Source organism: Malaciobacter marinus (assembly GCF_003544855.1).
In the GTDB taxonomy this organism is placed as follows: domain Bacteria; phylum Campylobacterota; class Campylobacteria; order Campylobacterales; family Arcobacteraceae; genus Malaciobacter; species Malaciobacter marinus.
On the sequence record NZ_CP032101.1, the window covers coordinates 1,076,322 to 1,102,908 of the forward strand.

Annotated in this window: 19 protein-coding genes; 11 read left to right on the plus strand and 8 right to left on the minus strand. The window is 26.3% G+C overall.

Annotated features, from left to right (window positions below; all coding sequences use genetic code 11):
• Positions 1 to 132: 132 nt before the first annotated feature.
• The 4 genes from AMRN_RS05375 to pgp3 form a co-directional block, all read right to left on the minus strand.
• Positions 133 to 2,619 carry an efflux RND transporter permease subunit gene (locus tag AMRN_RS05375; RefSeq protein WP_099311596.1) on the minus strand — a complete coding sequence of 829 codons (2,487 nt, stop codon included), beginning with the start codon at positions 2,617 to 2,619 and terminating at the stop codon, positions 133 to 135.
• The gene (locus tag AMRN_RS05380; RefSeq protein ID WP_099311595.1) at positions 2,616 to 3,194 is read right to left on the minus strand and encodes an MlaC/ttg2D family ABC transporter substrate-binding protein; all 579 of its coding nucleotides are present in this window, start codon (positions 3,192 to 3,194) and stop codon (positions 2,616 to 2,618) included. Before AMRN_RS05380 ends, AMRN_RS05375 begins: the two co-directional genes overlap by 4 nt.
• Before the next feature lies 1 nt (position 3,195).
• Entirely contained in the window at positions 3,196 to 3,972 is a 777-nt protein-coding gene (locus tag AMRN_RS05385; protein WP_228150842.1) for an MlaA family lipoprotein, read from the minus strand.
• Positions 3,973 to 4,052: 80 nt separating this feature from the next.
• Complete coding sequence (pgp3, locus tag AMRN_RS05390; protein ID WP_099311594.1) at positions 4,053 to 4,928, minus strand: peptidoglycan metallopeptidase Pgp3; 876 nt, start codon at positions 4,926 to 4,928, stop codon at positions 4,053 to 4,055.
• A 143-nt stretch (positions 4,929 to 5,071) separates the two neighbouring features.
• Between pgp3 and AMRN_RS05395 the strand changes: the two genes are divergently transcribed.
• Entirely contained in the window at positions 5,072 to 5,782 is a 711-nt protein-coding gene (locus AMRN_RS05395; RefSeq protein WP_099311593.1) for a YebC/PmpR family DNA-binding transcriptional regulator, read from the plus strand.
• A gap of 21 nt (positions 5,783 to 5,803) precedes the next feature.
• On the opposite strand, the gene AMRN_RS05400 is transcribed toward AMRN_RS05395, so the two are convergent.
• Together AMRN_RS05400 and AMRN_RS05405 are read right to left on the minus strand one after the other, a co-directional pair.
• Positions 5,804 to 10,051, minus strand: coding sequence for an ABC transporter substrate binding protein (locus AMRN_RS05400; RefSeq protein WP_099311592.1), 4,248 nt, complete (start codon positions 10,049 to 10,051; stop codon positions 5,804 to 5,806).
• A 90-nt stretch (positions 10,052 to 10,141) separates the two neighbouring features.
• Positions 10,142 to 10,888, minus strand: coding sequence for a M48 family metallopeptidase (locus AMRN_RS05405; protein WP_099311591.1), 747 nt, complete (start codon positions 10,886 to 10,888; stop codon positions 10,142 to 10,144).
• An 86-nt stretch (positions 10,889 to 10,974) separates the two neighbouring features.
• On the opposite strand from AMRN_RS05405, the gene yddG reads away from it, so the two are divergent.
• Positions 10,975 to 11,871 carry an aromatic amino acid exporter YddG gene (yddG, locus tag AMRN_RS05410; protein WP_228150841.1) on the plus strand — a complete coding sequence of 299 codons (897 nt, stop codon included), beginning with the start codon at positions 10,975 to 10,977 and terminating at the stop codon, positions 11,869 to 11,871.
• Here yddG and AMRN_RS05415 read toward each other — a convergent pair.
• Entirely contained in the window at positions 11,861 to 12,307 is a 447-nt protein-coding gene (locus tag AMRN_RS05415; protein ID WP_099311590.1) for a YiiD C-terminal domain-containing protein, read from the minus strand. The two genes, yddG and AMRN_RS05415, sit on opposite strands and share 11 nt — an antisense overlap.
• A gap of 52 nt (positions 12,308 to 12,359) precedes the next feature.
• Positions 12,360 to 14,453, minus strand: a complete 2,094-nt coding sequence (locus tag AMRN_RS05420; protein ID WP_118897375.1) for an acyl-CoA dehydrogenase domain-containing protein — start codon at positions 14,451 to 14,453, stop codon at positions 12,360 to 12,362.
• A 386-nt stretch (positions 14,454 to 14,839) separates the two neighbouring features.
• On the opposite strand from AMRN_RS05420, the gene AMRN_RS05425 reads away from it, so the two are divergent.
• The 9 genes from AMRN_RS05425 to AMRN_RS05465 all read left to right on the plus strand — a co-directional run bounded on the left by AMRN_RS05425 (position 14,840) and on the right by AMRN_RS05465 (position 26,584).
• Positions 14,840 to 17,413, plus strand: coding sequence for a bifunctional aconitate hydratase 2/2-methylisocitrate dehydratase (locus tag AMRN_RS05425; RefSeq protein WP_079577205.1), 2,574 nt, complete (start codon positions 14,840 to 14,842; stop codon positions 17,411 to 17,413).
• Positions 17,414 to 17,533: 120 nt separating this feature from the next.
• On the plus strand, positions 17,534 to 18,127 hold the full coding sequence (locus AMRN_RS05430; protein WP_079577206.1) for a TetR/AcrR family transcriptional regulator: 594 nt from the start codon (positions 17,534 to 17,536) through the stop codon (positions 18,125 to 18,127).
• Complete coding sequence (locus tag AMRN_RS05435; protein WP_099311588.1) at positions 18,114 to 19,025, plus strand: NADH-quinone oxidoreductase subunit B family protein; 912 nt, start codon at positions 18,114 to 18,116, stop codon at positions 19,023 to 19,025. The genes AMRN_RS05430 and AMRN_RS05435 overlap by 14 nt, the downstream gene beginning before the upstream one ends.
• The gene (locus AMRN_RS05440; RefSeq protein WP_099311587.1) at positions 19,012 to 20,367 is read left to right on the plus strand and encodes a nickel-dependent hydrogenase large subunit; all 1,356 of its coding nucleotides are present in this window, start codon (positions 19,012 to 19,014) and stop codon (positions 20,365 to 20,367) included. The genes AMRN_RS05435 and AMRN_RS05440 overlap by 14 nt, the downstream gene beginning before the upstream one ends.
• Before the next feature lie 442 nt (positions 20,368 to 20,809).
• A complete protein-coding gene (locus tag AMRN_RS05445) occupies positions 20,810 to 21,970 on the plus strand; it encodes a hydrogenase small subunit (RefSeq protein ID WP_099311586.1) in 1,161 nt (386 codons plus the stop codon).
• 3 nt (positions 21,971 to 21,973) lie between these two features.
• Positions 21,974 to 23,704 (plus strand): nickel-dependent hydrogenase large subunit, encoded by a 1,731-nt coding sequence (locus tag AMRN_RS05450; protein WP_099311585.1) that lies wholly within the window; start codon positions 21,974 to 21,976, stop codon positions 23,702 to 23,704.
• A gap of 9 nt (positions 23,705 to 23,713) precedes the next feature.
• Positions 23,714 to 24,385, plus strand: a complete 672-nt coding sequence (gene cybH / locus AMRN_RS05455; RefSeq protein WP_099311584.1) for a Ni/Fe-hydrogenase, b-type cytochrome subunit — start codon at positions 23,714 to 23,716, stop codon at positions 24,383 to 24,385.
• A complete protein-coding gene (locus AMRN_RS05460) occupies positions 24,382 to 24,945 on the plus strand; it encodes a HyaD/HybD family hydrogenase maturation endopeptidase (protein WP_099311583.1) in 564 nt (187 codons plus the stop codon). Before cybH ends, AMRN_RS05460 begins: the two co-directional genes overlap by 4 nt.
• On the plus strand, positions 24,929 to 26,584 hold the full coding sequence (locus AMRN_RS05465; protein WP_099344737.1) for a hypothetical protein: 1,656 nt from the start codon (positions 24,929 to 24,931) through the stop codon (positions 26,582 to 26,584). Before AMRN_RS05460 ends, AMRN_RS05465 begins: the two co-directional genes overlap by 17 nt.
• The last annotated feature ends 3 nt before the right edge of the window (positions 26,585 to 26,587 follow it).

Sequence of the window (26,587 nt, forward strand, 5' to 3'; positions counted from 1 at the left end):
AAATTCATATTATTTATCAAGGAGATAATATACTGTGATTGGTCAGTATATTTGTAGTGAAATACTATCTAGTTAATATTAATGAAATATTACTAAATATTAATGAATTATTAATATCTCATTTTATACTATTTAAAGCTTAGAAAAAGGTCTAAATAGTATAAGTAATCTTGGAAGAAGAAGTAATGCTGATGCTAAAATTGTTGCCATAACTATAACTGTTAATATTCCAAAATATATTGTTGGAATAAGGTTTGATAAAACTAAAATTGAAAATCCTACCATTACAGCTATTGAAGTATAAAGCATTGCAAAACCAATTGATCTATGTGATCTTTGCATTGCATTTATATAATTGTGGTCTTTTTTAAACTCTTCTTTAAATCTATGAATATAGTGAATTGTATCATCTACTCCAATTCCTATTGAAATAGCTGCAATTGTAATAGTCATAATATCTAGTGGTATTTTTGACCATCCCATAATTCCAAATATAATTGAAATTGGAACTATATTTGCTAATATTGCAATAGTTGCAATAGTAAATGATCTAAATAAAATTAGAAACATTATAAATAAAGTTAAAATTACAAATCCCAATGTTTTTACTTGTGAGTCAAAAAGTGATTGAAGCATATTGTTATATAAAACCATAAGATTAGATAGTTTTATCTCTACACTTTCATCTTTTATAATAGTCTTTAAATCATTTTTAATTTTCTTTAATAACTCATCTCTTCTTAAATTTTTATCTGAATCAATTATTCTTAAAGTAACTCTTGCTTGATCTTTTTCTATATTTATATATGGCTCTAAAATCAAAGACTTATACTCTTTTGGAAGATTGTTATATAAAAGTGCTAGATTAAATGAGTCTAACTCTTTATTGTCATTTAAAACTTTTCCTACTTTTAACATTGTTGCTAAAGATTGAACTTTTCCTATATGTTCTAAACTATTTAAATAATCATGAACTTTTGTGATAATATTCATTCTATGTGGAGTAAACCAATATTGCGCATCATTTCCTGAACTATTAAATTCATCTTCAAAAGAAGCAAACATATCATCATTAGATTCTTGTTTTGTTTGTTTATTCTCCTCTTTTGATATTAGATTAAAATCAATTATAACATCTAAAGGAGTAGTCCCTCCTAGTTTTTGATCAATTACTTTCATACTTTGATAAATCTCTGTATCTTTTTTAAAGTATGAAATAAAACTATTTTCTACTAAAAGTAAAGAAGCACCTGTTAGTGAAAAAGCAATTAAAATAACACTTGCAATTAAAACTTTATTACCTTTATTTTTTACTATTTTTATACAAAAATCAATAAAATGTAAATTACTTTCAAAGCTTTTATTTACAACTGTTTTATTTAATAGTATTAAAACTGCTGGAAAAACTAAAAATGCAATTAATAATGAGATTGCAATACCTGCACTCATCATCCAACCCAGATTTATAACTGGCTGAATATTTGATAATAAAAGTGAGCTAAATCCCGCTATTGTCGTAATAATAGCAAAGAAAGATGGACTTAGTTTTGAAAGCATAGTATTTAAAACTAATTTACTTTGAGAAGAGTTTTTATAAATAGAGCTAAGTTCCCTGTATCTTACAATTAAGTGAAGTACAATAGATATTGTAATAATTAGTTGTAATGAAATAAAATTTGATGAGATAACAGTTACTTCCCAGCCAAAAATTCCTAACATACCACTTGTTGCAATTACTGATAATGTACAAATTAATACAGACAAAGCAACCCATCTAAATTGTCTAAAAATAATCCATAATATAGCAATAAGAAGTAAGATTAAAGTAGAACCATATATTAATAAATCGTTTTTTACAAAACTAATAATATCAGTGGCAATCATATTAACACCACCTAAAAATAGTGTTCCTTTATCTTTATAATTTTTTAGTAAACTTCTAATATCTTGAATATATTTTGAGGTTGCATCTCTTTGAGTATCTCTATATGTTTTAAACTCAAGACTTATTTTTTCTAGTTTTTCTAACTCTTCTTTAGAAGCTTTATTACTATTTTTTAATTTAAGTAAAGAGTTTCTTTGCTCAACCAAGTTATAAAACTTCTTGTCTCTTTTTAAATTCACTACAATTGCAGTTGTTTTAAAATCACTACTAACTAAGCTATTTTTATATAAAGGTGAAGTCAAAAACTCTTTTTTTACTAATTTCTTATCAAAATCTTTACTGTTTTCTATAGTTTTTACTTCATCAACTAACTCTTGTATAGGTCTTACAGGTGATTGTAATAAAGGTACATTTAAAACAGATGTGATACTTTGTGTAAATGAAAGTTTTTTTATATCTTCACTTAAATTTTTAATAGTAGTTAAACTTGTATTAGAAAGAATATCACTATTTGGAGTAAATGTAACAACTAAGATATCTTGAGTTTCGTAGTTTTTAGAAACCTCTCTTGCAAAAGCCAAATCTTTGTCATTTTCTAAAAGTAAAGTTTCAGCAGAAGCATCTATTTCAAGTTTTGTTGCAAAGTATCCTAAAAAACAAACTATCAAAAATACTGATAGTATTATTTTTTTAGGGTTTTGAAATAAAAATTTTGTATAAAAATTTTTTATCATGCTTGCTTGTTTTTATTATTTAAGTATTCAATTAAATCATCAATTGATTTATTTTTTAGATACTGTGAAAATTGATTTCTATATGTTTGAATGATACTAACTTCTGCAATGCTAACATCATAAATGTACCATTGCTTATTTTTTTTATTCTCATATAATTTATAATCAATTGCAAAGTTTTCTTTTTCTCCAATTAAAAGAGTTTTTAAAACTAATCTTGTTTTTATCTCTTTTAATTTATCAATTTTTATCTCTTGATCGTGATATAAATCAAGTTTATCAATATATGAATCTTTTAGTCTATTCTCAAATGCTTTTGAAAAATCTGCTCTTTGTTCATTAGAAATAGTTCTCCATTGTTTTCCAAGAGATAACATAGCCATTATTTTATAATCAAATGAACTATCCATTACTTTAATAATTTGCTTACCTTTTTCTTTTTTAGCAAGTTTTTTATTTTTTAATATATCAATTACTTTGTAAATATTTTCAGTCATATCTTCTTTAATATTGTCTTTTGGCATAGCAAAAGCAAAGTTTATTAAACATGCAATTATTAATAGATTTTTTAACATTTTATTCCTTTATTTGCTTTTCTCTTTGTTTTCTATGAAAATCTTTTAAGTATGGATATAAATCAATAGCATCTTTTCTTATCTTATCGTATACTTCTACTTTAAAAGATGAATTATTCACTACTTTAAATGTTCTAATTCCTATTGATTCTTCAGTTGAATTACTTAAATAAAATGAAGTATCACCTTTTTTTAAAGGATTTGCAAAATCATCAACAAAAAAAGCAAAAGTATCCCTTAGATTTGATGGGCCTAAAATTGGTAATACAATATGAAAACCTTCTCCCACTCCCCAAGTAGCAAGAGTTTGACCAAAATCTTCATCATGGTGCTTTATCTCAAAGTTATTCTCTTTTGCAACATCTATTAATCCAGCAATTCCAAATGTAGTATTTAATAAAAACATTTGTAACTCTTCCCATGAATTTTGAAACTTAAATTGTAAAAGATTATTTATAAACCTAATTGGAAAACCTAAATTCGTAAAAAAGTTAGATACGCCTGTTCTTATTGTTGGATGAACAATATCTTTATATGTTAAAATAACAGGTTTTGAAATATAAAGATAAAAACTATCATTAAAAGAAGTCATTGCTCTGTTGTACCCACTTAATGGATCAAACTCATCTTTTTTATAACCTTTGTTTTCAAACTCACTTGAAATGTCATCAAAAGCCATATATGTTTCATCTGTTGCTAAATTATTAGTTTGTTCTATTTGCTTCGCATTACAGGAATATAGTAATGAAAGCATTAGTATTAATACTACCTTTTTCAATTTTGTTTTCCTTGTGTTGTGTGTGAATGTGATTATATAGAAAAATTGTAAAAAATTAGGTAAAACAAAAAAATGTTTTACTAATTATTTATTTTGTTTAAAATCGTAATAAGTTGCATAGGATCAACTTGAACAGAGTTTACTCTTGCACTAAAATGTAAATGTGGTCCTGTAACTCTTCCTGTATTTCCACTAAGGCCTATAATCTCGCCTTTTTTCACTTTTTGATTTTTCTTAAAATTCATTTTGCTTAAGTGATAGTAACAAGTATAGACTCCTTGTCCATGATCAATAATAATAGAATTGCCAGCATAAAATCTATGTTTTGAAAGTACAACTATTCCATCATTTGCAGCTTTAATTGGTGTTCCAATACTTGCTCTAAAGTCTGTCCCACTATGATAACTTTTTATCTTATTATTATAAACTCTTTTTGTACCAAATTCACTTGTTATTTTTGTATTTAAAGGATAAATAAAATCACTATTCCAAAGTAGTTCTTTAGTTACAGTATTGTAAATATCCATAGCTTCTTTGTACTCTTTCTTTGTTCTTTGTTTATTCTTTTTGCTTAAAGTAACTTTTGAACTTTTTACATTTATTACTTCACTTTTATATTTCCCATTTTTTAATATTAATGAAGTTGATTTAAACTTTTTAACATTGTTCTTTTCATATGAAACTATTATTTTATATGGTTTGATATTTTTATAATAAGACATAGGAATCAAAGCATAAAAGCTATTTTTTTTAAAAGGGTTTTTAAAAAAATCTATATTCGTTTTTTCTTTATTTAAAACAGTTAACTTTGGCTCTTTTATATTTTTTGCATCAAGGTACAAAAGTGCTGTTTGAGCATTTGTTATTTCTTTGTTTTCAAAATGTAATTTTATATCTTCACTATTAGCAAAGTTTATAAATATTAAAGTAATTAAAAGTAGTAGTTTTTTTATCATAAAATTAATTATATCTAAACTAATTAAAATAACATTTAATTAGTTTAAATATAAAAAGTTAAAATATGTTTATAATTGCCAATAATTACATATTTATTACAAACTTGGTATAATCTGTGAAAAATAAAATATTGGAGTAATTTATGGGTAGAGCCTTTGAATATAGAAAAGCAGCCAAAATGAAAAGATGGGGGAATATGTCAAGAGTTTTCCCAAAACTAGCTAAGGCAATTGAAATTGCAGCAAAAGCTGGTGGTGGTGATCCTGAAATGAACCCTGTTTTAAGAACAGCTATTCTTAATGCAAAAGCACAAAATTTACCAAAAACAAATATTGAAGCAGCTATTAAAAGAGCAACAGGAAAAGATGCAAAAAATTATACTGATGTAAATTTTGAGGGTAAAGGTCCTCATGGAGTATTGATTTTTGTAGAGTGCGCTACAGATAATAATACAAGAACTGTTGCAAATGTAAAAATGCATTTTAATAAAAATGGTGGACAAGTAGTTCCTACTGGTTCATTAGAGTTTATGTTTGATAGAAAAGCAATTTTTGAGTTTGATAAAAAAGAAAATATGGATCTTGAAGAACTAGAATTAGAATTAATTGATTCAGGTCTTGAAGAGCTTGAAGAAGAAGATGGATTATGTATTGCTTTTGCTGATTATACTGATTTTGGAAATATGAATACAAAATTTGAAGAACTAGGAATTGAACTTAAAAAAGCTGAATTAAAAAGAGTGACAAATAATCCTCAAGAGTTCAATGAAGAAGAACAAGAAGAGATTGGTAAATTACTTGAAAAGCTTGAAGATGACGATGACGTTCAAGCAGTATTTACAAATATGGCATAAAACAGATATTCTGTTTTATGTTTAATTATCTTGAATCCATTGTTTTATTTCACTTATTAAAATCTCATAATTATTAGAAATATTACTTAAAAAATCATCACTAATTGTTTGATTGTTTTTTATTTTAGTTTCAAACTCTTCAAACTGTTTTGCATTCTCATATGCTCCTAAAGTTCCAAGTAAACCTTTTATTGTATGTAATTCATTTAATAAATCTTCAGTATTATTATCTTTTAAAAGTCTTGAAAGTTTTTTTATATCATTTTCTCTTTTTTCAATAAAACTTTTTAAAAAATCTTTGTAATATTCTTTTTGATTCATCATTCTATCTAAGGCGGTTTTAGTATCTAGTAAGCTTTTTGAACTTGTATTATCCAAACTTTTTTCATTTGTCTTTTCTTCAATTGACTTTTTACTTAGTATTTTGTTTATTTTTTCTTTTAATACTTTTACATCAAATGGTTTTCCTATATGATCAACCATCCCATAAGATAAGCATTTTTTAACATCACTATCTAAAGCATTTGCAGTCATAGCAATGATTGGTAATGTATTACATTGTAAATGCTCTTTAATAGTTTTTGTTGCACTATAACCATCCATTATTGGCATATGAATATCCATCAAAACCAAATCATAATAACTACAAGAGTGTTTATTTATAAGTTCAACAGCTTCATAACCATTGTTTGCTATTTCAATATGTTTTACTTCATCTTTTAGAAAATTAATTGCAAGTTCTTGGTTTATTTCATTATCTTCTACTAAAAGTATTCTTGCATCTATTATTTTTTCATTATTGTTTGTAATATGCTCAAGTCTATTTTCTATTTCTTCTAGTTGTTCTTTTTTTGGGATTTTTGCTTTAATTGTAAAGAAAAAAGTTGTTCCTTTATTTTCATGACTTTCAAAGTCAATCTCTCCTTTAAGTAATTCTACTAAATTTTTAGAAATAACCAAGCCTAATCCTGTTCCTCCAAACTCTTTTGAAATAGAATTATCTTCTTGTGAAAAAGATTTAAAAAGTTTACTTTGATTATTTTTTGATATACCTTTTCCTGTATCAGTAATAAAAAACTTCAAAGTAATCTCTTTATCTGTTTGTTCTATAAGCTTTATCTCAATTTTTACGTAACCTTTTTTTGTAAATTTAATAGAATTATTAATCAAATTTGTAAGTATCTGAGATAATCTTAACTCATCACTTAAAATATATTCTGGTATTTCCTCATCTTGTACTATGATTAAACCAATATCTTTTTCTTTAGCCATATGAGAAAATAGATCATTAATATTGCTTATACATTTTCTTAAATTTACAGGTGCAATAGAAACATCAAGCTTTCCTGCTTCTATTTTTGAAAAATCTAAAATATCATTTATTATTCTAAGAAGCATATTTGCAGAAGCTTTTGCTTTTATTAAAAAATCTTTTGATGTTTGGGGATCACTATTTATTTTTTCTAGTGATAGTGTTGTCATACCAATTATTCCATTCATAGGAGTTCTAATTTCATGACTCATATTTGCAAGAAATTCACTTTTTGCTTTGTTTGCTTTTTGTGCTTGTTTTTTTGCTGTTATTAACTCTTCTTCTATTTTTTTTCTTTTTTGTATTTCTGCTTTTAGTTTTCTATTCCAAAATATAATAAAACTAATTATTAAAAAAGAGGCAAATGCTATTTTATAAACTAAAGTATAATCTACTTTTTCTTCAAACTCTACAGAAATCCATTTATCATAAATATTTTTTAATTCTTTTTGTGTAAATGATTCAACTGCTTTATTAAAAATGACATTTAAGATAGGTTCATCTTTTATTGTTCCAAAAGATAATTTTGTTTCTTGTTCTATTTTTCCAGCAATTTTTATCTCAAAGTCACCTTCTTTTTGAAGTTGATAACTAATACTTCCTAATGAGTCAATATACCCAAAAACTTTTTTATTTCTAACTTTATTTATTCCATCCTTTATAGTGTGGACATGAACAATTTTAATATCTGGATAGTTTCTTTTAATCATCTCTTCATAAGCATATCCTTGAATAATAGCTACTGATTTATTTGATATATCTTTTATATTGTCAACAAAAAGTTCATTATTTCTTGTGGCAATAACAATTGTTTGTGTAATATATGGTTTAGTAAAGTTTAAATATTTTCTTCTTTCTGGTGTATTTTCTACAACTGGTAATATATCACATTTTTTTTCTTTTATGGCATCTAATGATTCTTTCCAGTTTTTTGTTTGATAAAGGGATACTTTTAAGTTTATTCTTTTTTTAATTATTTCCATAATATCTTTTGTAATACCCTTATGTTTTCCATTTTCAATACTTTCATAGGGCATTGCATCAGGTAAAATACACATTTTTATCTCACCTTTTTTTCTAAGGTAATTTTCTTCTTTTTTTGATAAAAAGATTGTTTCGTTTGATTTTAACTTTACATTATCACCTTTTATAATGAAACTATCTTGAGGTAAAAACTCTTTATTTATATTATAAGACTCTATTAGTCTTTCATCAAACATGAATTTTGTAGTATTTTTATTTGAGATTTCAATTTCGTCTGCTTTTTTACCAAGTAAAATAGAGTGAGCAATATTTGCAGCTTCCAAGCCTTGTGAAAATGCACTTAAAAGTTTTCCTCCTATTATTCCATCACCAAGTAAAAAATCCCAAGCTGCATAAATAGGTAATTTTGTTAGTCTTGATATATTTTTTATTGATTCATTTGTATTGAAATATTCCCCATTTTTATCTTTAAAAAATTGAACATAAAAAATTATTGTATCTTCACTCAACGATTTAATTTTTTCAAATAACTCATCTTTTGATAAAGCTTTAGGAATAATTAGATTAACTCTGTTTTTATAGTCACTTTTAATCTTTAATAGTCGTTTTTCAATTAGTTTACCTGTTGTTAGTTGATCATTTATTACAAAAACATTTTTTGTATTTGGATGTAGTTTTAATGCAATATCTAAAGTACTTCTTATATCTAGCTCTTCTTTTATTCCTGTTATATTTGATTTGTTTTTTAGCATTGATTTTTCAAAATTATTTATTCCTGTAAAAACTATTGGTATTTTAGAGTCAAAAATCTTATCTTTATTTTCTATCATAAAATCCAATGCATTATTATCAGAAACAATAATTAAATCAAAATCAGAATTTTTATACCTATACTGATAGTTGTTTTTTAAAAGTTCTAAATACTTTTTATCAAACTCTCTTTTTGTATCCATATATTCAATACTAATAGTAACATTTGAATCATTTGGAAATAAAGCTTTTATTCCTGCTGTTATATTTTCTGTCCATTTATAGCCTGCATGATATGAGTGTAAAAGTAAAATTTTCTTTGGATTTTTATATTGTATTTTTGAATATCCACTAGTAGTTAAGATTTTTGATCTAATTTTATTTTCTAGTGTTTCTTTATTGTATTCAATTTTATTAATAAAACTATCAATAAACCATTTTTGATTTAAAGTAACTCTTTCTTGATATGTCAAAGATTCTATTGCTTTATCAAAAATATCTCTTAAAATAGGCCAATCTTTTCTAACTCCTATTCTTTCAAAAAATCTATTCTCTTCATTTATTTTTGCAACACCTTGAAAATAAACATTTGATATACCATATTTAGAAATTATATTTTTTAAAATTGGTCCTAAATTTATTGTTGCATCTGCTAATCCAGTAGATACAGATTGAATTGTTTCAATTGAATTATCTACTAGAATTATTTTTATCTTTGGATAGTTGTCTTTTATAACTTCTTCTTGCCATGAGCCTTTAACAACTGCAACAGTTCTATTATCTAAGTCACTTAATTTTTTAAATATATTTGCTTTTTGATTTGAATAAATAGCATTTGAGATATTTATAATAGGATTTTTAGTAAAAACTGCATATTTTTCTCTATTGGGAGTAGAAACTAGATTTGATATAACATCTATTTGTTTATTTTTAAGCATTTTTATAAAGCTATTCCAATTTTGCGCTTGAACAAATTCAATTTTTAAACCGATTTTTTTAGCTAATAGTCTTATCAAGTCATTTGAGTAACCCATTATTTGACCATTTTCACTATAATTAAAAGGTTCCCAATTCATTTCTGCATGAACTTTTATTTTTTGATGTTTATTTAGCCATTGAAGTTCTTTTGTTGATAAATCAATCATTGGATTATATTTTATATTTTCTGCAAACAAAAAATTTGTATAAATAATGATAATCAGTAGTTTGTAAAATATATGCATAATCAAACCTTTTCGCGTTTATATCAAAATTATAGCTATTATTTTAATAAATGTGAAGAGGTTATATTAAACTAAAATTTGTTATTTAGATTAATTTAATTTACTAATTATTTTTTTTATATTTTTTATTCTATTTTCTGAATTTGGGTGTGTTGAAAAGAACTCAAAATTTTCTTTTTTCCCTTTACTCATATTTTCCCAAAATTTTACTGCTTCTTTTAAATCATATCCAGCTTTATGCATAAGATAAATACCTATTTCATCAGCTTCACTCTCTTGCATTCTTCCATAAGGCATAAGCACACCATATTGAGCTCCTACTCCATATGCAATATTAAAAGTTTTTGTATATTGAGGTGCTTGACTTCCTAAAACTATATTTCCTATTACTTGAACACCTTGAGACAACATACCTGCACTAACTCTTTCAGCACCATGCCTTGCAAGAGCATGTGCAATCTCATGGGAAATAACAGTTGCTAGTTGTGAGTCATTTTTAGCAATTTTTAAAATACCTGTGTATACTACGACTTTTCCACCAGGAAGACAAAATGCATTTTTTGCTTTATTCTCAATTAAGTTAAATTCCCATTTATAATTTTTTTTTGTAACTTTTGCAATCTTTTCGCCAATATTTTTAACTCTTAATGCATCTTTTGTATTTTTTATTACTTTTGATTCTTTTAAAGTTTTTTCATAACTTTGCTCACCTAAAGCCAACTCTTGTTCTGTTGAAATTAATATCATTTGATCTCTATTTGTATATGGTGTTTTGTGTGTACATCCAATTAAAAAAAGAGTAAAGATAATTAGTGAAAAAATGTGTTTAATCTGCATAGTATTTCCTTTATTCATATAATTTTAGCAAAAAAAAAATAATTTTAAGGAAATTATTGTAAAATTTTTTGAATTAGGAGAGAAAATTGCATATACAACAAACTAAAGGAAATTTACTAGGCTTGATTACAATAAGCTTATGGTCTTGTCTTGCACTATTTACAGTTTATTCTGGAGAAATTCCACCTTTTGAACTTTTAACTATATCTTTTTGTGTAGCTTCTTTAATAGGAATAGCTATGTTAAAAAAACAAAAAAGAGCCTTTAATGAGTTTTTTAAAATACCATTAAAAGCTTATATTATAGGAGTAGTTGGTTTATTTGGATATCATTTATTTTACTTTTTGGCCATTAAAAATGCTCCTGCTGTTGAAGCTAATTTAATAAATTACTTATGGCCATTACTTATTGTAGTTTTTTCTTCACTATTACCAAATGAGAAGTTAAAATGGTTTCATATTCTTGGAACACTTTTAGCTTTAAGTGGAGCTTTTTTACTAGTTTTAAAAGATGGAAGTTTACAATTTGATACTAAATATACTCTAGGCTACTCTTTTGCCTTGATTTCTGCACTTTTATGGTCAAGTTATTCCGTGATTTCAAAAACTTTAACTCATATTCCAACTTTTGCAGTTACAGGTTTTTGTATATTAACTGCTTTTTTCTCTGCAATTGCACATTTAACTTTTGAACAGATTTACATACCAACATTTTTTGAACTTTTTTCTGCAATAATGTTAGGTCTTGGACCTGTTGGAGGAGCATTTTATTTATGGGATTTTGCTTTGAAAAACGGTGATATAAAAATATTGGGTTCACTTGCTTATTTAGCACCACTTCTTTCAACTTTAATTTTAGTTTTAGTAGGTATTTCTAATATGACAATAACTATTGCAATTGCTTGTGTTTTAATTGTATTGGGTTCTCTAGTAAGTTCAAAACAATATTTAAAAATATTTAAAAATTTAATATTTAAAGCTTGATAACATATACTCCTTCAAAATCAACACAAACTTTACCATCTTGTAATAGTTGAGATTTTATTCTAATTGAAGCACTTTTTTTATCTTTAAGTTTTCTTTTTAAAGTTTGTAGTTGTTCTTTTGATGGTAAAAGAGTTTTACAGTAAAGTTCTTTTGTTACAGGAGTTCTATATGCAGTATCACTTTTTATTACTGCAATCATACAATCTTTATTAAAACCTAAATCAACAACACTTAAATAACAAGCACTCCATGCAGAAATAGTTACTAAAGTACTTAAGCTTCCTGCAAAACCTGTTTGTTTGTCATTTATATTTGGTTCTATGGGAGCAGTTGTTATTAGATAATTATTTTCGACTTTTTCTATATCAATTTGCATGAATTTAGTAAGTGGTATTTGTGAATGGAGTTTATATTTTAAAGCTTCTAAGTCCAAATTTTCTCCTTTTAAAGGCAAATTTTATCATTTGTAAGCTTTTTAATATATTTCAAGTAAATAAATTTAATCTTTTTTTATATGCAAAGTCCAATTTTTCATACTCTTTTTTTGTAATTACTCCAGTTTTATTAGCTTGCTTTATTGTTTCAGAAAAATGAGTTTTTTTTAATGTCTTATGCTTAATGGCATATTTTATTCTTTCATGTAAATCTTCACATTCATTTTGTAATTTTAAGGCTTCATCTAATTCAAAAAATATAGTTTTATTATTATCTTTTAAAAAAGATAATGAAGCACAAATTTCATCTAAGTTTTCTTTATTTTTAATAAATTTGATTATTTTTGTATTAATTTTATTATTTGGTTTTAGTGCATATGGATTTAACCTAATAAAAGGAAGTAAAATCTTAAAAGTTGGGATTTCTTGAAAAATATTCTCTTTTTCTTTTTGAATTTGATAAAAACCATATTGGCAAATATAATCTACTAAAAATTTATAATTACTATTTTGATTATCTTCATTCTTTTTAATTATTAATTTAAGTAAATGTATCCAAGAAAAAATATCTATAAGTTTTTCATTGATTATTTTTTTTCTTTTTTTACTAAGTAATGAACTGAAATTTAATAAAGCATTAAAATTTGTACTTACCCAAATCAAATTTTTTTTATGGCGTTTTAATTCTTTATCTACTTTTATAAAATATCCTCTTGTTAAAAAAAATATAAAAGATTTAATATTTAGATTGATACTTGAAGAGATATAATTTTGTAAAGTTTTATCTATAATTACTATACTTTTATTTTTTATAAAAATATGCTCAAAGTCAAAACTACTTTTATCTAAGTTATTTGAATACTCTATAAATTCATAAACTCTTTTTTTGATTTTTTGAAATTTATTACTATCTAAAATATCTATTGTAATAAAGGCAATTTTTTTAAAGTTTTTTGAAATATGATAATTTATAATATGATTAAAAAAATCAATATTTGAATCATCTTTATTAATAGAAAAAAAGTAATTTCTTAAATTAGTTGATAAATAATTAAAAGATACAATTTGCGCAATTTTTTCTTCAATCTCTTTAATCTCTTTTTTACTTACTTCATACTCATCTTTCAAGCTAGTATATGAATTAATAAGTTTTAAATTTGATTTACTTTGGCCTATACATAAACTTAAGAAAGAAGCTTTTTTATAAAAAAGCAATGATTTAATAAAACTTTTTTGGTTTTGTGTATGAGAAGGCTCTCCTATAATATCTTTATAGTTTATTGTTAAATTTTCAGAACTATTTGTATTTTTTATAGTTTCTATATTTATTAATGCAAATGTAGTAACAAGATTTGTATTCTTTAATATTAGGTGTTTTGGATCATATAAATCAAAAGCAACTATTATTAAAGTTGATATATTATTATAATTTTTGAAGTTAAATTCCAATTTGATTTTTAGCTCTTCTTTTGCATCTTTAAATACTTCACCTTTAAAATTAGTTTTTGTAAAGATAAATTCAATTATCTCCTCTTCTTTTGCTATTTTAGGAAGATAATACTCTTTTTGTTTTTTTGTTCCATATTTTAATAGAATTTTACTTGAGTTTATAGAGTTTATTAAAATGTCATTTATATTTAAAGAAGAACAATGAAAAGCAAATTTTTCAATTATTTTTAAATATGAAAAAAAACTAAAACCTAAGCCAGCATACTCTTTAGGAATACATAAAGCAAAGAGTTTTTTATTTTTAATAAAATCTATATATCTATTATTTTCAAATATGAAAAGTTTCTCGACATCATTTCTTAAAAAATCATTTTCTTCTTTTGTGAGCTTCTTTTCTTTGTAGCTTTTAAAAGTATTAGTTAAAAAAGTATGTTCATTAAAATAAAAAATATTTTTAAATATTTTAAAATTTATTTCATTTGATTTTAAATATTTTAAAATAGGAATTATTATAAAGTTTTGTCTAATCTTTTCATTTAAAATAAATATTGAAAAAGTAATGAATACTATCCAAAAATAAACTCCTACATCATAAAAAATAACTGAATATATAGCTATAAATAAAAGCCACAAAATTGCAGGATAAGAGTAAAAACCAAAAATCATAAGTATAATTATAAAAAAAAGTGTTTCCACAATAATACTCCTATTTTTAAAATCAATTATAAAAATCTTACTATTTTACAATAGCTTACAAGTAGCAAATAGAATTTATTATAAAAATATATTAATTTTAATTTGAAAAAAAATATTTAGGAAATTATAAAAATATGTACAATTATTGTACATAATAACTTTTTTAAATATTTTTTGAAACTTAGTTATAGGTAAAAAAATAGATTTAATAAAAGCATTAAAATAGTCTAAAATACGATTAATGATAAAAATTTAACACATGGTGTACTTTTTTTGTAACTTTTTTTTACAAAATTACAAACTTGTACGTATTTTAACAAAAACTGTACATTGTCTAAAGCAAACATTATGTTATACTATAAGTACAAATCAATTAGGAGATATTAATGAGTTTAATTGCTGAATATAAAGCACACACAGAAGAAAGACTTAATGAAGGGAATCTTCCTCCATTAGCTTTAACTGCTGAACAAACTGCACAGTTAGTAGAGTTGTTAAAAGCAGACTCAGTTGAAGAAGCAGATTATTTATTAGATCTATTTAAAAACAGAATCAACCCAGGTGTTGATGATGCTGCATATGTAAAAGCTGCATTTTTAAATGATGTAGTTAAAGGAAATGTGTCATGTTCTGTAATTTCAAAGCATGAAGCTATTGAAATTTTAGGAAAAATGATGGGTGGATTTAATGTTTCTCCACTAGTTGAAGCATTAAAAAATGATGAAGTAGCAGACGCTGCTGCTGAGCAATTAAAAAATACAATATTAGTATATGATGCATTTAATGATGTAAAAGAATTAATGGATGCAGGAAATGAAAAAGCAAAAGAAATAATTGAATCTTGGGCAAATGCAGAGTGGTTTACAAATAAACCTGCCTTAGAAAAAGAAATTAAATTAACTGTTTATAAAATTCCTGGTGAAACAAATACAGATGATTTATCTCCTGCAACTGTTGCATTTACTAGATCTGATATACCACTACACGCAACTGCGATGTTACAATCAAAAATGGAAAAGCCACTTGAAACTATGGAAGAGTTGAAACAAAAAGGTAATCCATTAGCTTATGTTGGTGATGTAGTAGGAACAGGTAGTTCAAGAAAATCAGGTATTAACTCTGTTCAATGGCATATGGGTAGAGATATACCAGGTGTTCCAAATAAAAGAACAGGTGGTGTTGTAATTGGTTCTATTATTGCTCCAATTTTCTTTAACACAGCAGAAGATTCAGGATGTTTACCAATTGAAGCTCCAGTTGATAATTTAGAAACTGGTGATGAAATTGTTGTAAAACCATATGATGGTGTAATCGAAAAAGATGGTAAAGTAGTATCAGAGTTTAAACTTGCTCCAAATACATTAACAGATGAAGTAAGAGCAGGTGGTAGAATTCCTTTAATCATTGGAAAAGGACTTACAGCTAAAGCTAGAGAAGCATTAGGTTTAGGTGCATTTGATATGTTCTTAGCTCCTGAGCAACCAAAAGATAATGGAAAAGGATTTACACAAGCACAAAAAATGGTAGGAAGAGCTTGTGGAATTGAAGGTGTTAAACCTGGTATGTATGTAGAGCCAATAGCTACAACTGTAGGTTCTCAAGATACTACTGGACCTATGACAAGAGATGAAATTAAAGAGCTTGCTGCATTAAGTTTTGGTGCAGATATGCTTATGCAATCATTCTGTCATACAGCTGCTTATCCAAAGCCAGCTGATATTAAATTAAGACATACATTACCTGATTTTATTAATTCAAGAGGTGGTGTTACATTAAGACCAGGTGATGGTGTTATTCACTCATGGTTAAATAGACTTTGTTTACCAGATACTGTTGGTACTGGTGGAGATTCTCACACAAGATTCCCTATTGGTATGTCATTTCCAGCTGGTTCTGGGCTTGTTGCATTTGCAGGTGTAACTGGTATGATGCCACTTACTATGCCAGAATCTGTTCTTGTAAAATTCAAAGGTGAAATGCAACCTGGAATTACACTAAGAGATTTAGTAAATGCAATCCCTTACCAAGCAATTGAAGATGGTTTATTAACTGTTGAGAAAAAAGGTAAGAAAAATATTTTTGCTGGTAAAATTATTGAAATTCAAGGTTTACCTCAATTAAAAGTTGAACAAGCATTTGAAATTTCTGATGCATCAGCAGAAAGAAGTGCAGCAGCTTGTTCTGTTCAATTAGATAAAGAGCCAATTATTGAGTACTTATCTTCAAACATTGCATTAATTGAAAAAATGATTGAAGAGGGTTACGAAGATGCTAGAACTTTACAAAGAAGAGCAGATAAAATGAAAGAATGGATTGCAAATCCAGAATTATTACAACCAGATGCAGATGCAGAATATGCAGCAACTATCGAAATCGATTTAGATAAAATTACTGAACCAGTTTTAGCTTGTCCAAATGATCCAGATGATGTTGCAACATTAAGTGAAATATTAGCAGACCCAAAAAGACCAACAGAGAAAATTGATGAAGTATTTGTAGGTTCTTGTATGACTAATATTGGACTATTTAGAGCTTTAGGTGAAGTACTTAAAGGTGAGGGTGAAGTTCCAGGTAAATTGTGGGTTGCGCCTCCAACAAAAATGGATGAAGCTCAATTAACAGAAGAGGGTTATTATTCAATTTTTGCAGCAGCTGGTGCAAGAATTGAAATGCCTGGTTGTTCATTATGTATGGGTAACCAAGCACAAGTTAGTGAAGGTGCTGTTGTATTCTCAACTAGTACAAGAAACTTCGATAATAGACTTGGTAAAAATTCAAAAGTATATTTAGGTTCAGCTGAAGTTGCAGCACTTGCAGCACTTCTTGGAAGACTTCCAAGTAAAGAAGAGTATTTAAATATGGTTCCTAAAAAAATTACTGCTGAAAAAAGAGATAGTATTTACAAATATTTAAATTTCCATGAAGTAAGTGATACTGAGTTAACTAATTTAGTACATTAAAATTTAAACTGTATACTTAAGTCACGAAATGTGGCTTAAGTATTTTTATTTAATGAACTTTCATTCATAATTAAAAAAAGTTATACTATTATAAATGTACATAAAATAAAGGTATATAAATTGTCTGCAAAAGAAGTTAAAAAAAATAGTATAATTCAAAATGCGTTAAAACTTTTTTCAACAAAAGGTTTTTATAATACAACTATCCCTGATATCGCAAAATCAATGCAAATGAGTGTTGGTAATATGTATAATTATTTTGCCTCTAAAGAAGAATTGGCAAAATATGCCATTAAGTACTCAACTAATATTTTAGCAAAACAGTTAAGAACTATAAATCATATGGATATTTCTTGTAAAGAGAAAATTTTTCTATTTACAAGAGAATATTTAGAAAATGTAAAAGACTCTCCTGAAGTAATAGAGTATTTTTTGAGAGTTTATCTTTCAAATAGAGAAGTTTTTGCACAAGGTTGTGAGGGCTTTTTATGCGTAAGTGAGTTTGTAACTGAGGTTATGATACTTCTTGATGAAGGTGCTGAAAAAAATGAGTTAAGACAACAAGAATTTTTCTCTGCCTTTTCTATGGTTATGGGATGTTTAGGTGGTTTTGCTTTTTTAAGTGGAGAAAAGGTTTTAGATAAAGATCTTTTAGAATATTCAGATAGTGTAGCTGAAAATATATATAGAGCATTAAAAAGTGACAAGACATAAACCTAAGATTGTTTGGCTTCAAGCAATTACTTGTAATGGGAATACTCATTCTTTATTAAGTTCAAACTCTTCTAGATTTGAACTTTTTTTAAATAGTTTTGATTTATTTTATCATCCTTCTTTAACTACAGACACATCATTAGATGATGTAATTAATCTTGAAAATATAGACTTCTTATTAATTGAAGGAGCTATTACTTCAAGTAGTGATTATTTTACAATCTCAGATAATAATATTTTAGATTTATTAATAAAATTAGCGAATAAAGCATCTTATATAATTAGTGTAGGTTCATGTGCATCATTTGGTGGGATTCATGCGAAATTTGATGAAGACAAAAGTATAAAAGGAGTTCCAGATTATTTAAATAATTTAGAACTAAATAATTTAAAACAAAAAATTATAAATCTTACAGGTTGTCCTGTTCATCCAGAATGGATTTTACAGACATTATTTACTCTTAAAAATAATAAAACAATACTTTTAGATGATAAACAACGTCCAAAAGAGATATATTATGGTCTTGCACACCATGGATGTACAAGAAATGAATACTTTGAATGGAAAGTTGAAGCAAAAAGTTTTGGAGTAAAAGAGGGCTGTCTTTTTTATGAACAAGGATGTAGAGGACCAATGACACATAGTAATTGTAATAGGGTTTTATGGAACGATGTAAATACAAAAACAAGAGCTGGAATGCCTTGTATTGGTTGTACAGAGTTTGATTTTCCAAGAGAAAATATGTTAGAGACTAAAAAAAATATTGGTATACCAACGCAAGTTCCTTTAGGTATAAATAAAAGAGCATATTTAACAATTACAGGAGTTGCAAAAACTTTTAAAATTGATAGATTAAATAATAAGTTAATAAATAAAGAAGAATATGAAAACAGTTGATATAATCGAAAGAATTGAAGGCGAAGCCAAATTAGTTTGTTCTTGGGAAAATAGTCGTATAAGTGATGCAAGAATAGAGTTTTTAAATTTTAGAGGTTTTGAATATATTTTAAAAGATAAACCTGCACTTGACACTTTGATTTACACTCCTAGAATTTGTGGAATTTGTGGACAAGCACATCTAAAAGCAACTGTTGAAGCTTTAGAGAATATATATACAAATATTAATGAACCTTTAGAAGTTACAAATAAAGCAAAACTTTTAAGAGAAATAGGTTTAAATATTGAAATAATTGATTCTCATATAAAATGGTTTTATATGTTTATTATGCCAGATATTGCGAAATTATCTTCTGATATAAAATATGAAAAATATAAAGCAATTAAAGGTAGTCAATGGCTTAATGCTTCAAAAATTACAAGTGAAATTATAAAGTCATTAGCAATTATAGGTGGTCAATGGCCACATACTTCATATATGGTTCCTGGTGGAGTCATGAGTGATCCTACACTTCTTGATTTAACTTCAATGCAAAACTATTTAGATCAAGCAGTAATATTTTTTGAAAATAGTTTAACCGGAGTTGATATTATTGATTACCTTTCATTTGATAATATAGACTCTTTAGAAAAATTGGATTATGCACTTAAAGATTTTAAAAATATAAGTTTTGAAAATGAACTTGAAAAAATTGGTAAAAGTTATGATTCTCATATAGTATTAGCTTCAAGCTCTTTATTTGAAAGTGCTAAGATAAAAACAAAAAATAAACATAAAATTGATATAAATAAAGTAAAAGAAGAAAATATCAATAGTTTTAAAGTAAACAGTACTAAAAAAGATAATGAATATACTTGGTCAAAAACTGCACTTTATAATAATGAATTTTATGAAACAGGACCTTTATCAAGAGCATTAGTTTCAAATAGAAGTTTTATAAAATCAATTCATAAAGAGTATAAAGATTCTGTATTTACAAGAGTCTTTGCAAGAATGGACGAGTTTGCCCATCTTTTAATAAAAACAAAGGATTTAATCTCAAAAATTGATATATCCCAAGAGTCTTATATAAAACCTAAATACTCTTATAGTGAAATAGAACATGCAAGTTCAATTAGTACTGTTGAAGCAGCAAGAGGATCTTTGTATCATAAAATAATTATGGAAAAAGGTATTATAAAATCTTATGATGTAATTACACCTACTGTGTGGAATTTAGGTCCAGGAATAAATGCAAAACTTGGAGTTGCACAAAAAGCAATAATTGGAGTTGATTCTTTAGAAAAAGCACAAATTATACTTAGAAGTTTTGATGTTTGTTCTGTTTGCACAACACATTAGTAAACGCCATATTTAAGCCATTTTAGTGACAAAAAAAGAACAAAAATTTTTTTATTTATAGAAATATGCTAAAAAATAATATTAACCTAAGAAACATTAAAAAAATTTTTTAAGATAAGTGAAAGTTTTAACTTAATTATTTAATATAATAATAAATTAAACTTATAATCTTTGAGTTGATTTTACACACATTATAATCTTATTTTAAAAAAAAATTAGAAAATTAAAAATTAACACTTGGTTAAGTTTAAGTTATGTAATATTAATTAATTAGTTTATATTACATTAAACGAGTTTAAAAAAAATGCCAGATTTAATTTGGTTTTTTTTATAAGTAAAACATGAATGATTGTTCATTTATAGTGTATCTATTAAGGTTTAGGTAAAAAATTTTAAAATAAATTGTAAAAAGTTTATTTTACTTCAATAAAAAGGAACTATTTTGAAAACAACTGATTTATTTAGTAAGTTATCAAAAAGATTGTCAAGTTTAGAAAGACTAAAAAAACTTGATGATAAGAAGTCTATTCCATCTATTTTAGAGGAAAAAGGTGTTAGTAGAAGGGATTTTATGAAATGGGCTGGTGCTATGACTGCTATGTTAGCACTTCCAGCGAATTTTACTCCTTTAGTTGCAAAAGCTGCTGAACTTAGTGATAGATTGCCAATTATCTGGCTACATATGGCAGAGTGTACAGGATGTTCTGAGTCACTACTTAGAACAGATGCCCCAACAATTGATTCACTTATTTTTGATTATATCTCTTTAGAGTATCATGAAACATTGATGGCTGCTGCTGGTTGGCAAGCAGAACATAATTTAGAAAGTGCAATTGAAAAATACAAAGGTCAATATATATTAATGGTTGAAGGTGGTATCCCAGCAGGTGAAAACTCACATTTCTTAACTATTGGTGGTCATGGAAAAACTGGTGAACAAAATGCTATTGATGCTAGTGAAAATGCAGCTGCTATTTTTGCTATTGGTACATGTTCAAGCTTTGGTGGTGTTCAAGCAGCATTCCCAAATCCAACAGGTACAGTTGCATTATCAAAAGTAACAGACAAAACAGTTATAAATGTTCCTGGATGTCCTCCAAGTGAGAAAAATATTGTTGGTACATTATTACACTACCTTTTATATGGAACACTACCTGCACTTGATGTATATAATAGACCAAAATGGGCTTATGGACTTAGAATTCATGATTTATGTGAAAGAAGAGGGCATTTTGACGCAGGTGAATTTGTAGAAGAGTTTGGTGATGAGGGTGCAAAAAAAGGCTACTGTTTATATAAAGTAGGTTGTAAAGGACCTTATACTTTTAATAACTGTTCAAAAAACAAGTTCAACTCTCATATGTCTTGGCCTATTCAAGCTGGTCATGGATGTATTGGTTGTTCTGAACCTGATTTCTGGGATACAATGGGACCATTTGAAGAACCTGTTGCTGATAGATTATACAATACAGTTTTTGGCGGTTTAGGTGCTGATGCAACTGCTGATAGAATTGGAGTTGGACTATTAACTGTGACAGGTATTGGTATAGCAGCTCATGCAGCAATATCTAAATTTAAAAACCCAAAAGAAGATGAGGAGTAAAAGATGGCAAATAAAAGAGTAATAGTTGACCCAATTACAAGAATTGAAGGACATTTAAGAATTGAAGTAGAAGTAGATGAAAATAATGTAATTCAAAAAGCTTACTCAACATCAACATTGTGGAGAGGTTTAGAAACAATTGTTAAAAACAGAGATCCAAGAGATGCTGGTTTTTTAATGCAAAGAATTTGTGGAGTTTGTACATATTCTCACTATAGAGCAGGGATTGAAGCAGTTGAAGATGCATTAGGAATTGAACCTCCATTAAATGCAAAATTAACAAGAAGTTTGATGAATCAAGCTTTATTTTTACATGACCATATAATCCACTTTTATCATCTTCATGGTCTTGATTGGGTTGATGTTGTATCTGCACTTAAAGCAGATCCTGCAAAGGCTTCAAAAGAAGCATTTAAATATGCAAAATATCCAATTGGTACAGGTGAAAATGAGTTAAAAGCAGTTCAAGATAAAGTTAAGATATTTGTTGACAAAGGACAACTTGGCCCATTTGCAAATGCATATTGGGGACATGAAACTTATAAATTAACTCCTGAAGAAAATTTAATAGCTTTATCTCACTATTTAAAAGCCTTAGAAATTCAAAGAGAATTAGCAAAAATGATGGCTATATTTGGAGGTAAACAACCACATCCACAAAGTTTAACTGTTGGTGGTGTTACTTGTATTATGGATTTATTAGACCCTTCAAGAATGGGTGAATATTTAACTATATTCAAAATGGCTAAAAACTTCGTAGATAATGCATATTATGCAGATATCTTAATGGCAGGAAAAGCTTTTAAATCTGAGCCTTCTGTTGTACAAAAAAGAGGAGTTATGAACTTCATGTCACATGAAGAGATGCTATTAAATAGAAGTGAATATCTATTTGATACTGGTATTATCATGAATGGTGATTTATCAAAAGTATATCCTATAAATGAAGACTTAATTACAGAAGAAGCTACTCACTCTTGGTATAAAGATAATCAACCTTTACATCCATATGATGGAAAAACAAATCCTAACTATACAGGTTTTGTAGATAAAGACACTGTTGGAATGGATGGAAAAATGGTTCATTCAAAAGCAATTGATGAAAATGGAAAATACTCTTGGATTAAATCTCCAAGATATGATGGTAAAGCAATGGAAGTAGGACCTTTAGCTTCTGTACTTGTATCATATGCTAGTGGAAATAAAAAAATCCAAAAAATTGTAAATGAATTTTTAGAAAAATCAGGTTTACCAACAGAGGCACTATTTACAACGCTTGGAAGAACAGCTGGAAGAATGCTTCAAGTAAAAGCAATTGCAGATAATGGTATGGAAACTTTTAATACTTTAATTGAAAATTTAAAAGTAGATCAAGAGACTTATACTTCTTATAAAATTGATAAAGATAAAGAGTATAAAGGAAGATTTATTGGTGATGTACCAAGAGGTATGCTATCTCATTGGATTAGAATTAAAAATGGAGTAGTAGAAAATTACCAAGCTGTTGTTCCATCAACATGGAATGCAGGTCCAAAAGATGCTAATGGATTAATGGGACCTTATGAATCAAATCTTGTAGGAATGAAAGTTGCAGATATTTCTCAACCTTTAGAAATTATTAGAGTTATTCACAGTTTTGATCCTTGTATTGCTTGTGCAGTTCATGTAATGGATGTTAAGGGTAATAATTTAGGAGTATATAAAGTAGACCCAGTTTATGGGGCGAGCTGTTAGGAGCATATTATGATAAAGAAACACTATGAGTTTTCGTTTTGGCTTAGAGTTACACACTGGGTAAGGGCAATAGCAATTATAATTTTAACAGCTAGTGGTTTTTATATTGCATATCCATTTATTGCTCCAGCACATAATGGAGGAGAACCAGTTAATTTTCTAAATGCATTATTTAGATCATGGCACATAATATTTGGATTTTTATTAATATCAGTTACTCTTGGTAAATTTTATCTATTTTTCTTTGATAAACAAAGTAAAGTTGAAAGAGCTTCATTTAAAGATTTTATTAATCCAAAAGTTTGGATTAATCAAATTAAGTATTATTTGTTAATTGGAAAACATCCACATGGAAAAGGTGTTTATAATCCATTACAATTTATGGCATATGTAGGTGTATATGGTGCTATTATACTTATTTCTTTGACAGGATTGATTTTATATATTCATGTGTATCATCAAGGTATGGGTGGAATGTTATATGATATTTTAAGACCTGTTGAAGCAATGTTTGGTGGATTAGCATGGGTTAGACAATTACATCACATTGCAATGTGGATTTTTATAATTTTCTTACCAATTCACATATATCTTGCAGTATTTAACTCAGTATATGGAAAATCTGGAGCTATGGATTCAATCTTTAGTGGATATAGATGGGTAAAAAAGAAAGATAAATGAATATCTTAATTTTAGGTATAGGAAATATCCTTTTCCAAGATGAGGGTATGGGCGCACACTTTGTTCACTATTTAGATGAAAAATATGAGTTTGAAAGTGAACACAGTAGTGTAAGTATCGTAGATGGTGGAACATTAGCCCATAGGCTAATTCCACTTATTGTTAAGTTTGACCATGTAATTGTAATAGATTGTATTGATGCAAATGATTCAAAGCCAGGAGATATCTATTTTTTTGATTTTGAAAATGCACCAAAAGAGATTGATTGGCAAGGAAGTGCTCATGAAATAGAAATGCTTCAAACACTTAATATGATTCAAATGAATGGAGATTTACCTAAAACGCAAGTTTTAGGTATTATTCCAAAAAGAGTAGCAGATGATACGACTTTTGAATTAAGTGATGAAGTAATAAATGCAACCTCTACAATGGAAAAAACTGTAATAGAACATTTAAAAAGCTTAGAAATAACACCAAAAATAAAAAAAGATGATATAACAATCACGCATATATCACAAGTTTCATATAAAAGAGAGATTATTAATGATCCTAAAATTTAAATTTGACTATAACTCAAATAATAACACTTTAATCTATTTTTTACATACTATTGCAAAGCAAAGTAATTTAGAATATAAAGTAACTAAGAGTAATTTTATAAATTTATTTATCAATGGTAATGAAGATGAACTTACAAAGTTTTCAACAACTTTAAGTTCATCTTTACCAATGTCAATATTTTTTAAAGATAGTACAGCAGAAGTTGTATCACAAATGAGTGATGAGCAAAGTATAGGTTTTGATAATGAAAAAATAAACTTACCATTTTGTTCTTCATGTTTAGAAAAAGTTGAAGATAATACTTCTAAGAATTTTTACAATCCCTTTGTATCTTGTGATATTTGTGGAACAACTTGTGATGTAAATGAATTAAGCTTTCTTGATTTTGATAAACAACAAATTCATTATGAAAACTATGAAGAGTTATTTAAAAAAATAGCCTTTTTATTAAATGATGAAAAAAGTATAAAAATAAAGACTAGATCAGGAAGTTTTGTATTTAAAAAACTAATGAAAACAGAAGAAAATGTAAAACTATTATGTACAAATTTAGCAAATATATCTAAAGTTTTTATTGCAAATAAAGCAGAAGTAGTTGCCCTTGCAAGTATAGAAAAACCTATTATAAATCTAAGGGTAAATGAAGTATTTAAATTAACTAATACTTTAAATCAAGAGTATGCTAATGTAAGATTTGTAAATGATTTGATATTATATTTACTTGCTAAAGAGTTGAAAAATTATGATATAGATTTCTTGATTTATGATGAAACTTCAAAGTTTGATTATGAATTAACTTATGAAAAGCAATTAGAAGCACTTGATATTATGAAAATAAAAATCATTGATGATAAGAATATAATTTTAGAATCAAACTCATATAATAAAGTTTTAGATGATATTTATTCTAAATTTAAAGAGCCTTCAAAAAGCCATTTTATGGTGCTTTTACATGAATATAATTTTTATAATAAATCAATTTTAAATTTTTATTCTTCAACTAAAGAAGATGATAATATCGCCTTATATTCTAAAGATATAGAAGGACTTTTAGATATAGTAAGTTACAAGTTACCAAACTCAATTGAAGAAATTTTTGAAACACTTAAAAAAGATGAAACTGCTTCAAAACTACTTGAAAACTATAAAAATAAATATTCAGATATTTATGAAAATGCAAAAAACTGTGATATATCTTCTCTTAAAACAAATAGTATTTATTCTTATTGGAAAATAATCTCTGTAATTTTAGGTTTTACTTCAAAAATAGAAGAGGATAATGTTCTTTTAAATAATGCAACAGCATGTGTCTTAGATAAAGGTCCTAGAATTGATTATAAACTAAAAGAGAGTGATAAAATTTTTAATAAAGAGTTTTTACTTCATAAATTAATTCAATCTGGCATGAGTTTTAAACTTGCTGGAGTTGATGATAAAACTTTATCTTTAGGTTATGTTGAGAGTTTTGCACACTATATATCAACTTTAATTGATGATATACATAGTGAAGTTAAACTTGATGGAATAAGTTTTACAGGCAATCTTTTTTCTAATGAATTAATTTCTAAATTAGTTCATAAAAGTATTACAAAAAATTTTAAAATATATTATAATAAGGACTTCGTAATACAAAAATAAGAA

Excerpts from the sequence above, each read along its gene's own strand:
- pgp3 (WP_099311594.1), bottom strand. The coding sequence starts at position 4,928 with ATGATAAAAAAACTACTACTTTTAATTACTTTAATATTTATAAACTTT.
- AMRN_RS05440 (WP_099311587.1), top strand. The coding sequence starts at position 19,012 with ATGAAAACAGTTGATATAATCGAAAGAATTGAAGGCGAAGCCAAATTA.
- AMRN_RS05405 (WP_099311591.1), bottom strand. The coding sequence starts at position 10,888 with ATGCAGATTAAACACATTTTTTCACTAATTATCTTTACTCTTTTTTTA.
- AMRN_RS05375 (WP_099311596.1), bottom strand. The coding sequence starts at position 2,619 with ATGATAAAAAATTTTTATACAAAATTTTTATTTCAAAACCCTAAAAAA.
- AMRN_RS05460 (WP_099311583.1), top strand. The coding sequence starts at position 24,382 with ATGAATATCTTAATTTTAGGTATAGGAAATATCCTTTTCCAAGATGAG.
- AMRN_RS05400 (WP_099311592.1), bottom strand. The coding sequence starts at position 10,051 with ATGCATATATTTTACAAACTACTGATTATCATTATTTATACAAATTTT.
- AMRN_RS05395 (WP_099311593.1), top strand. The coding sequence starts at position 5,072 with ATGGGTAGAGCCTTTGAATATAGAAAAGCAGCCAAAATGAAAAGATGG.
- AMRN_RS05450 (WP_099311585.1), top strand. The coding sequence starts at position 21,974 with ATGGCAAATAAAAGAGTAATAGTTGACCCAATTACAAGAATTGAAGGA.
- AMRN_RS05465 (WP_099344737.1), top strand. The coding sequence starts at position 24,929 with ATGATCCTAAAATTTAAATTTGACTATAACTCAAATAATAACACTTTA.
- AMRN_RS05380 (WP_099311595.1), bottom strand. The coding sequence starts at position 3,194 with ATGTTAAAAAATCTATTAATAATTGCATGTTTAATAAACTTTGCTTTT.
- cybH (WP_099311584.1), top strand. The coding sequence starts at position 23,714 with ATGATAAAGAAACACTATGAGTTTTCGTTTTGGCTTAGAGTTACACAC.
- AMRN_RS05425 (WP_079577205.1), top strand. The coding sequence starts at position 14,840 with ATGAGTTTAATTGCTGAATATAAAGCACACACAGAAGAAAGACTTAAT.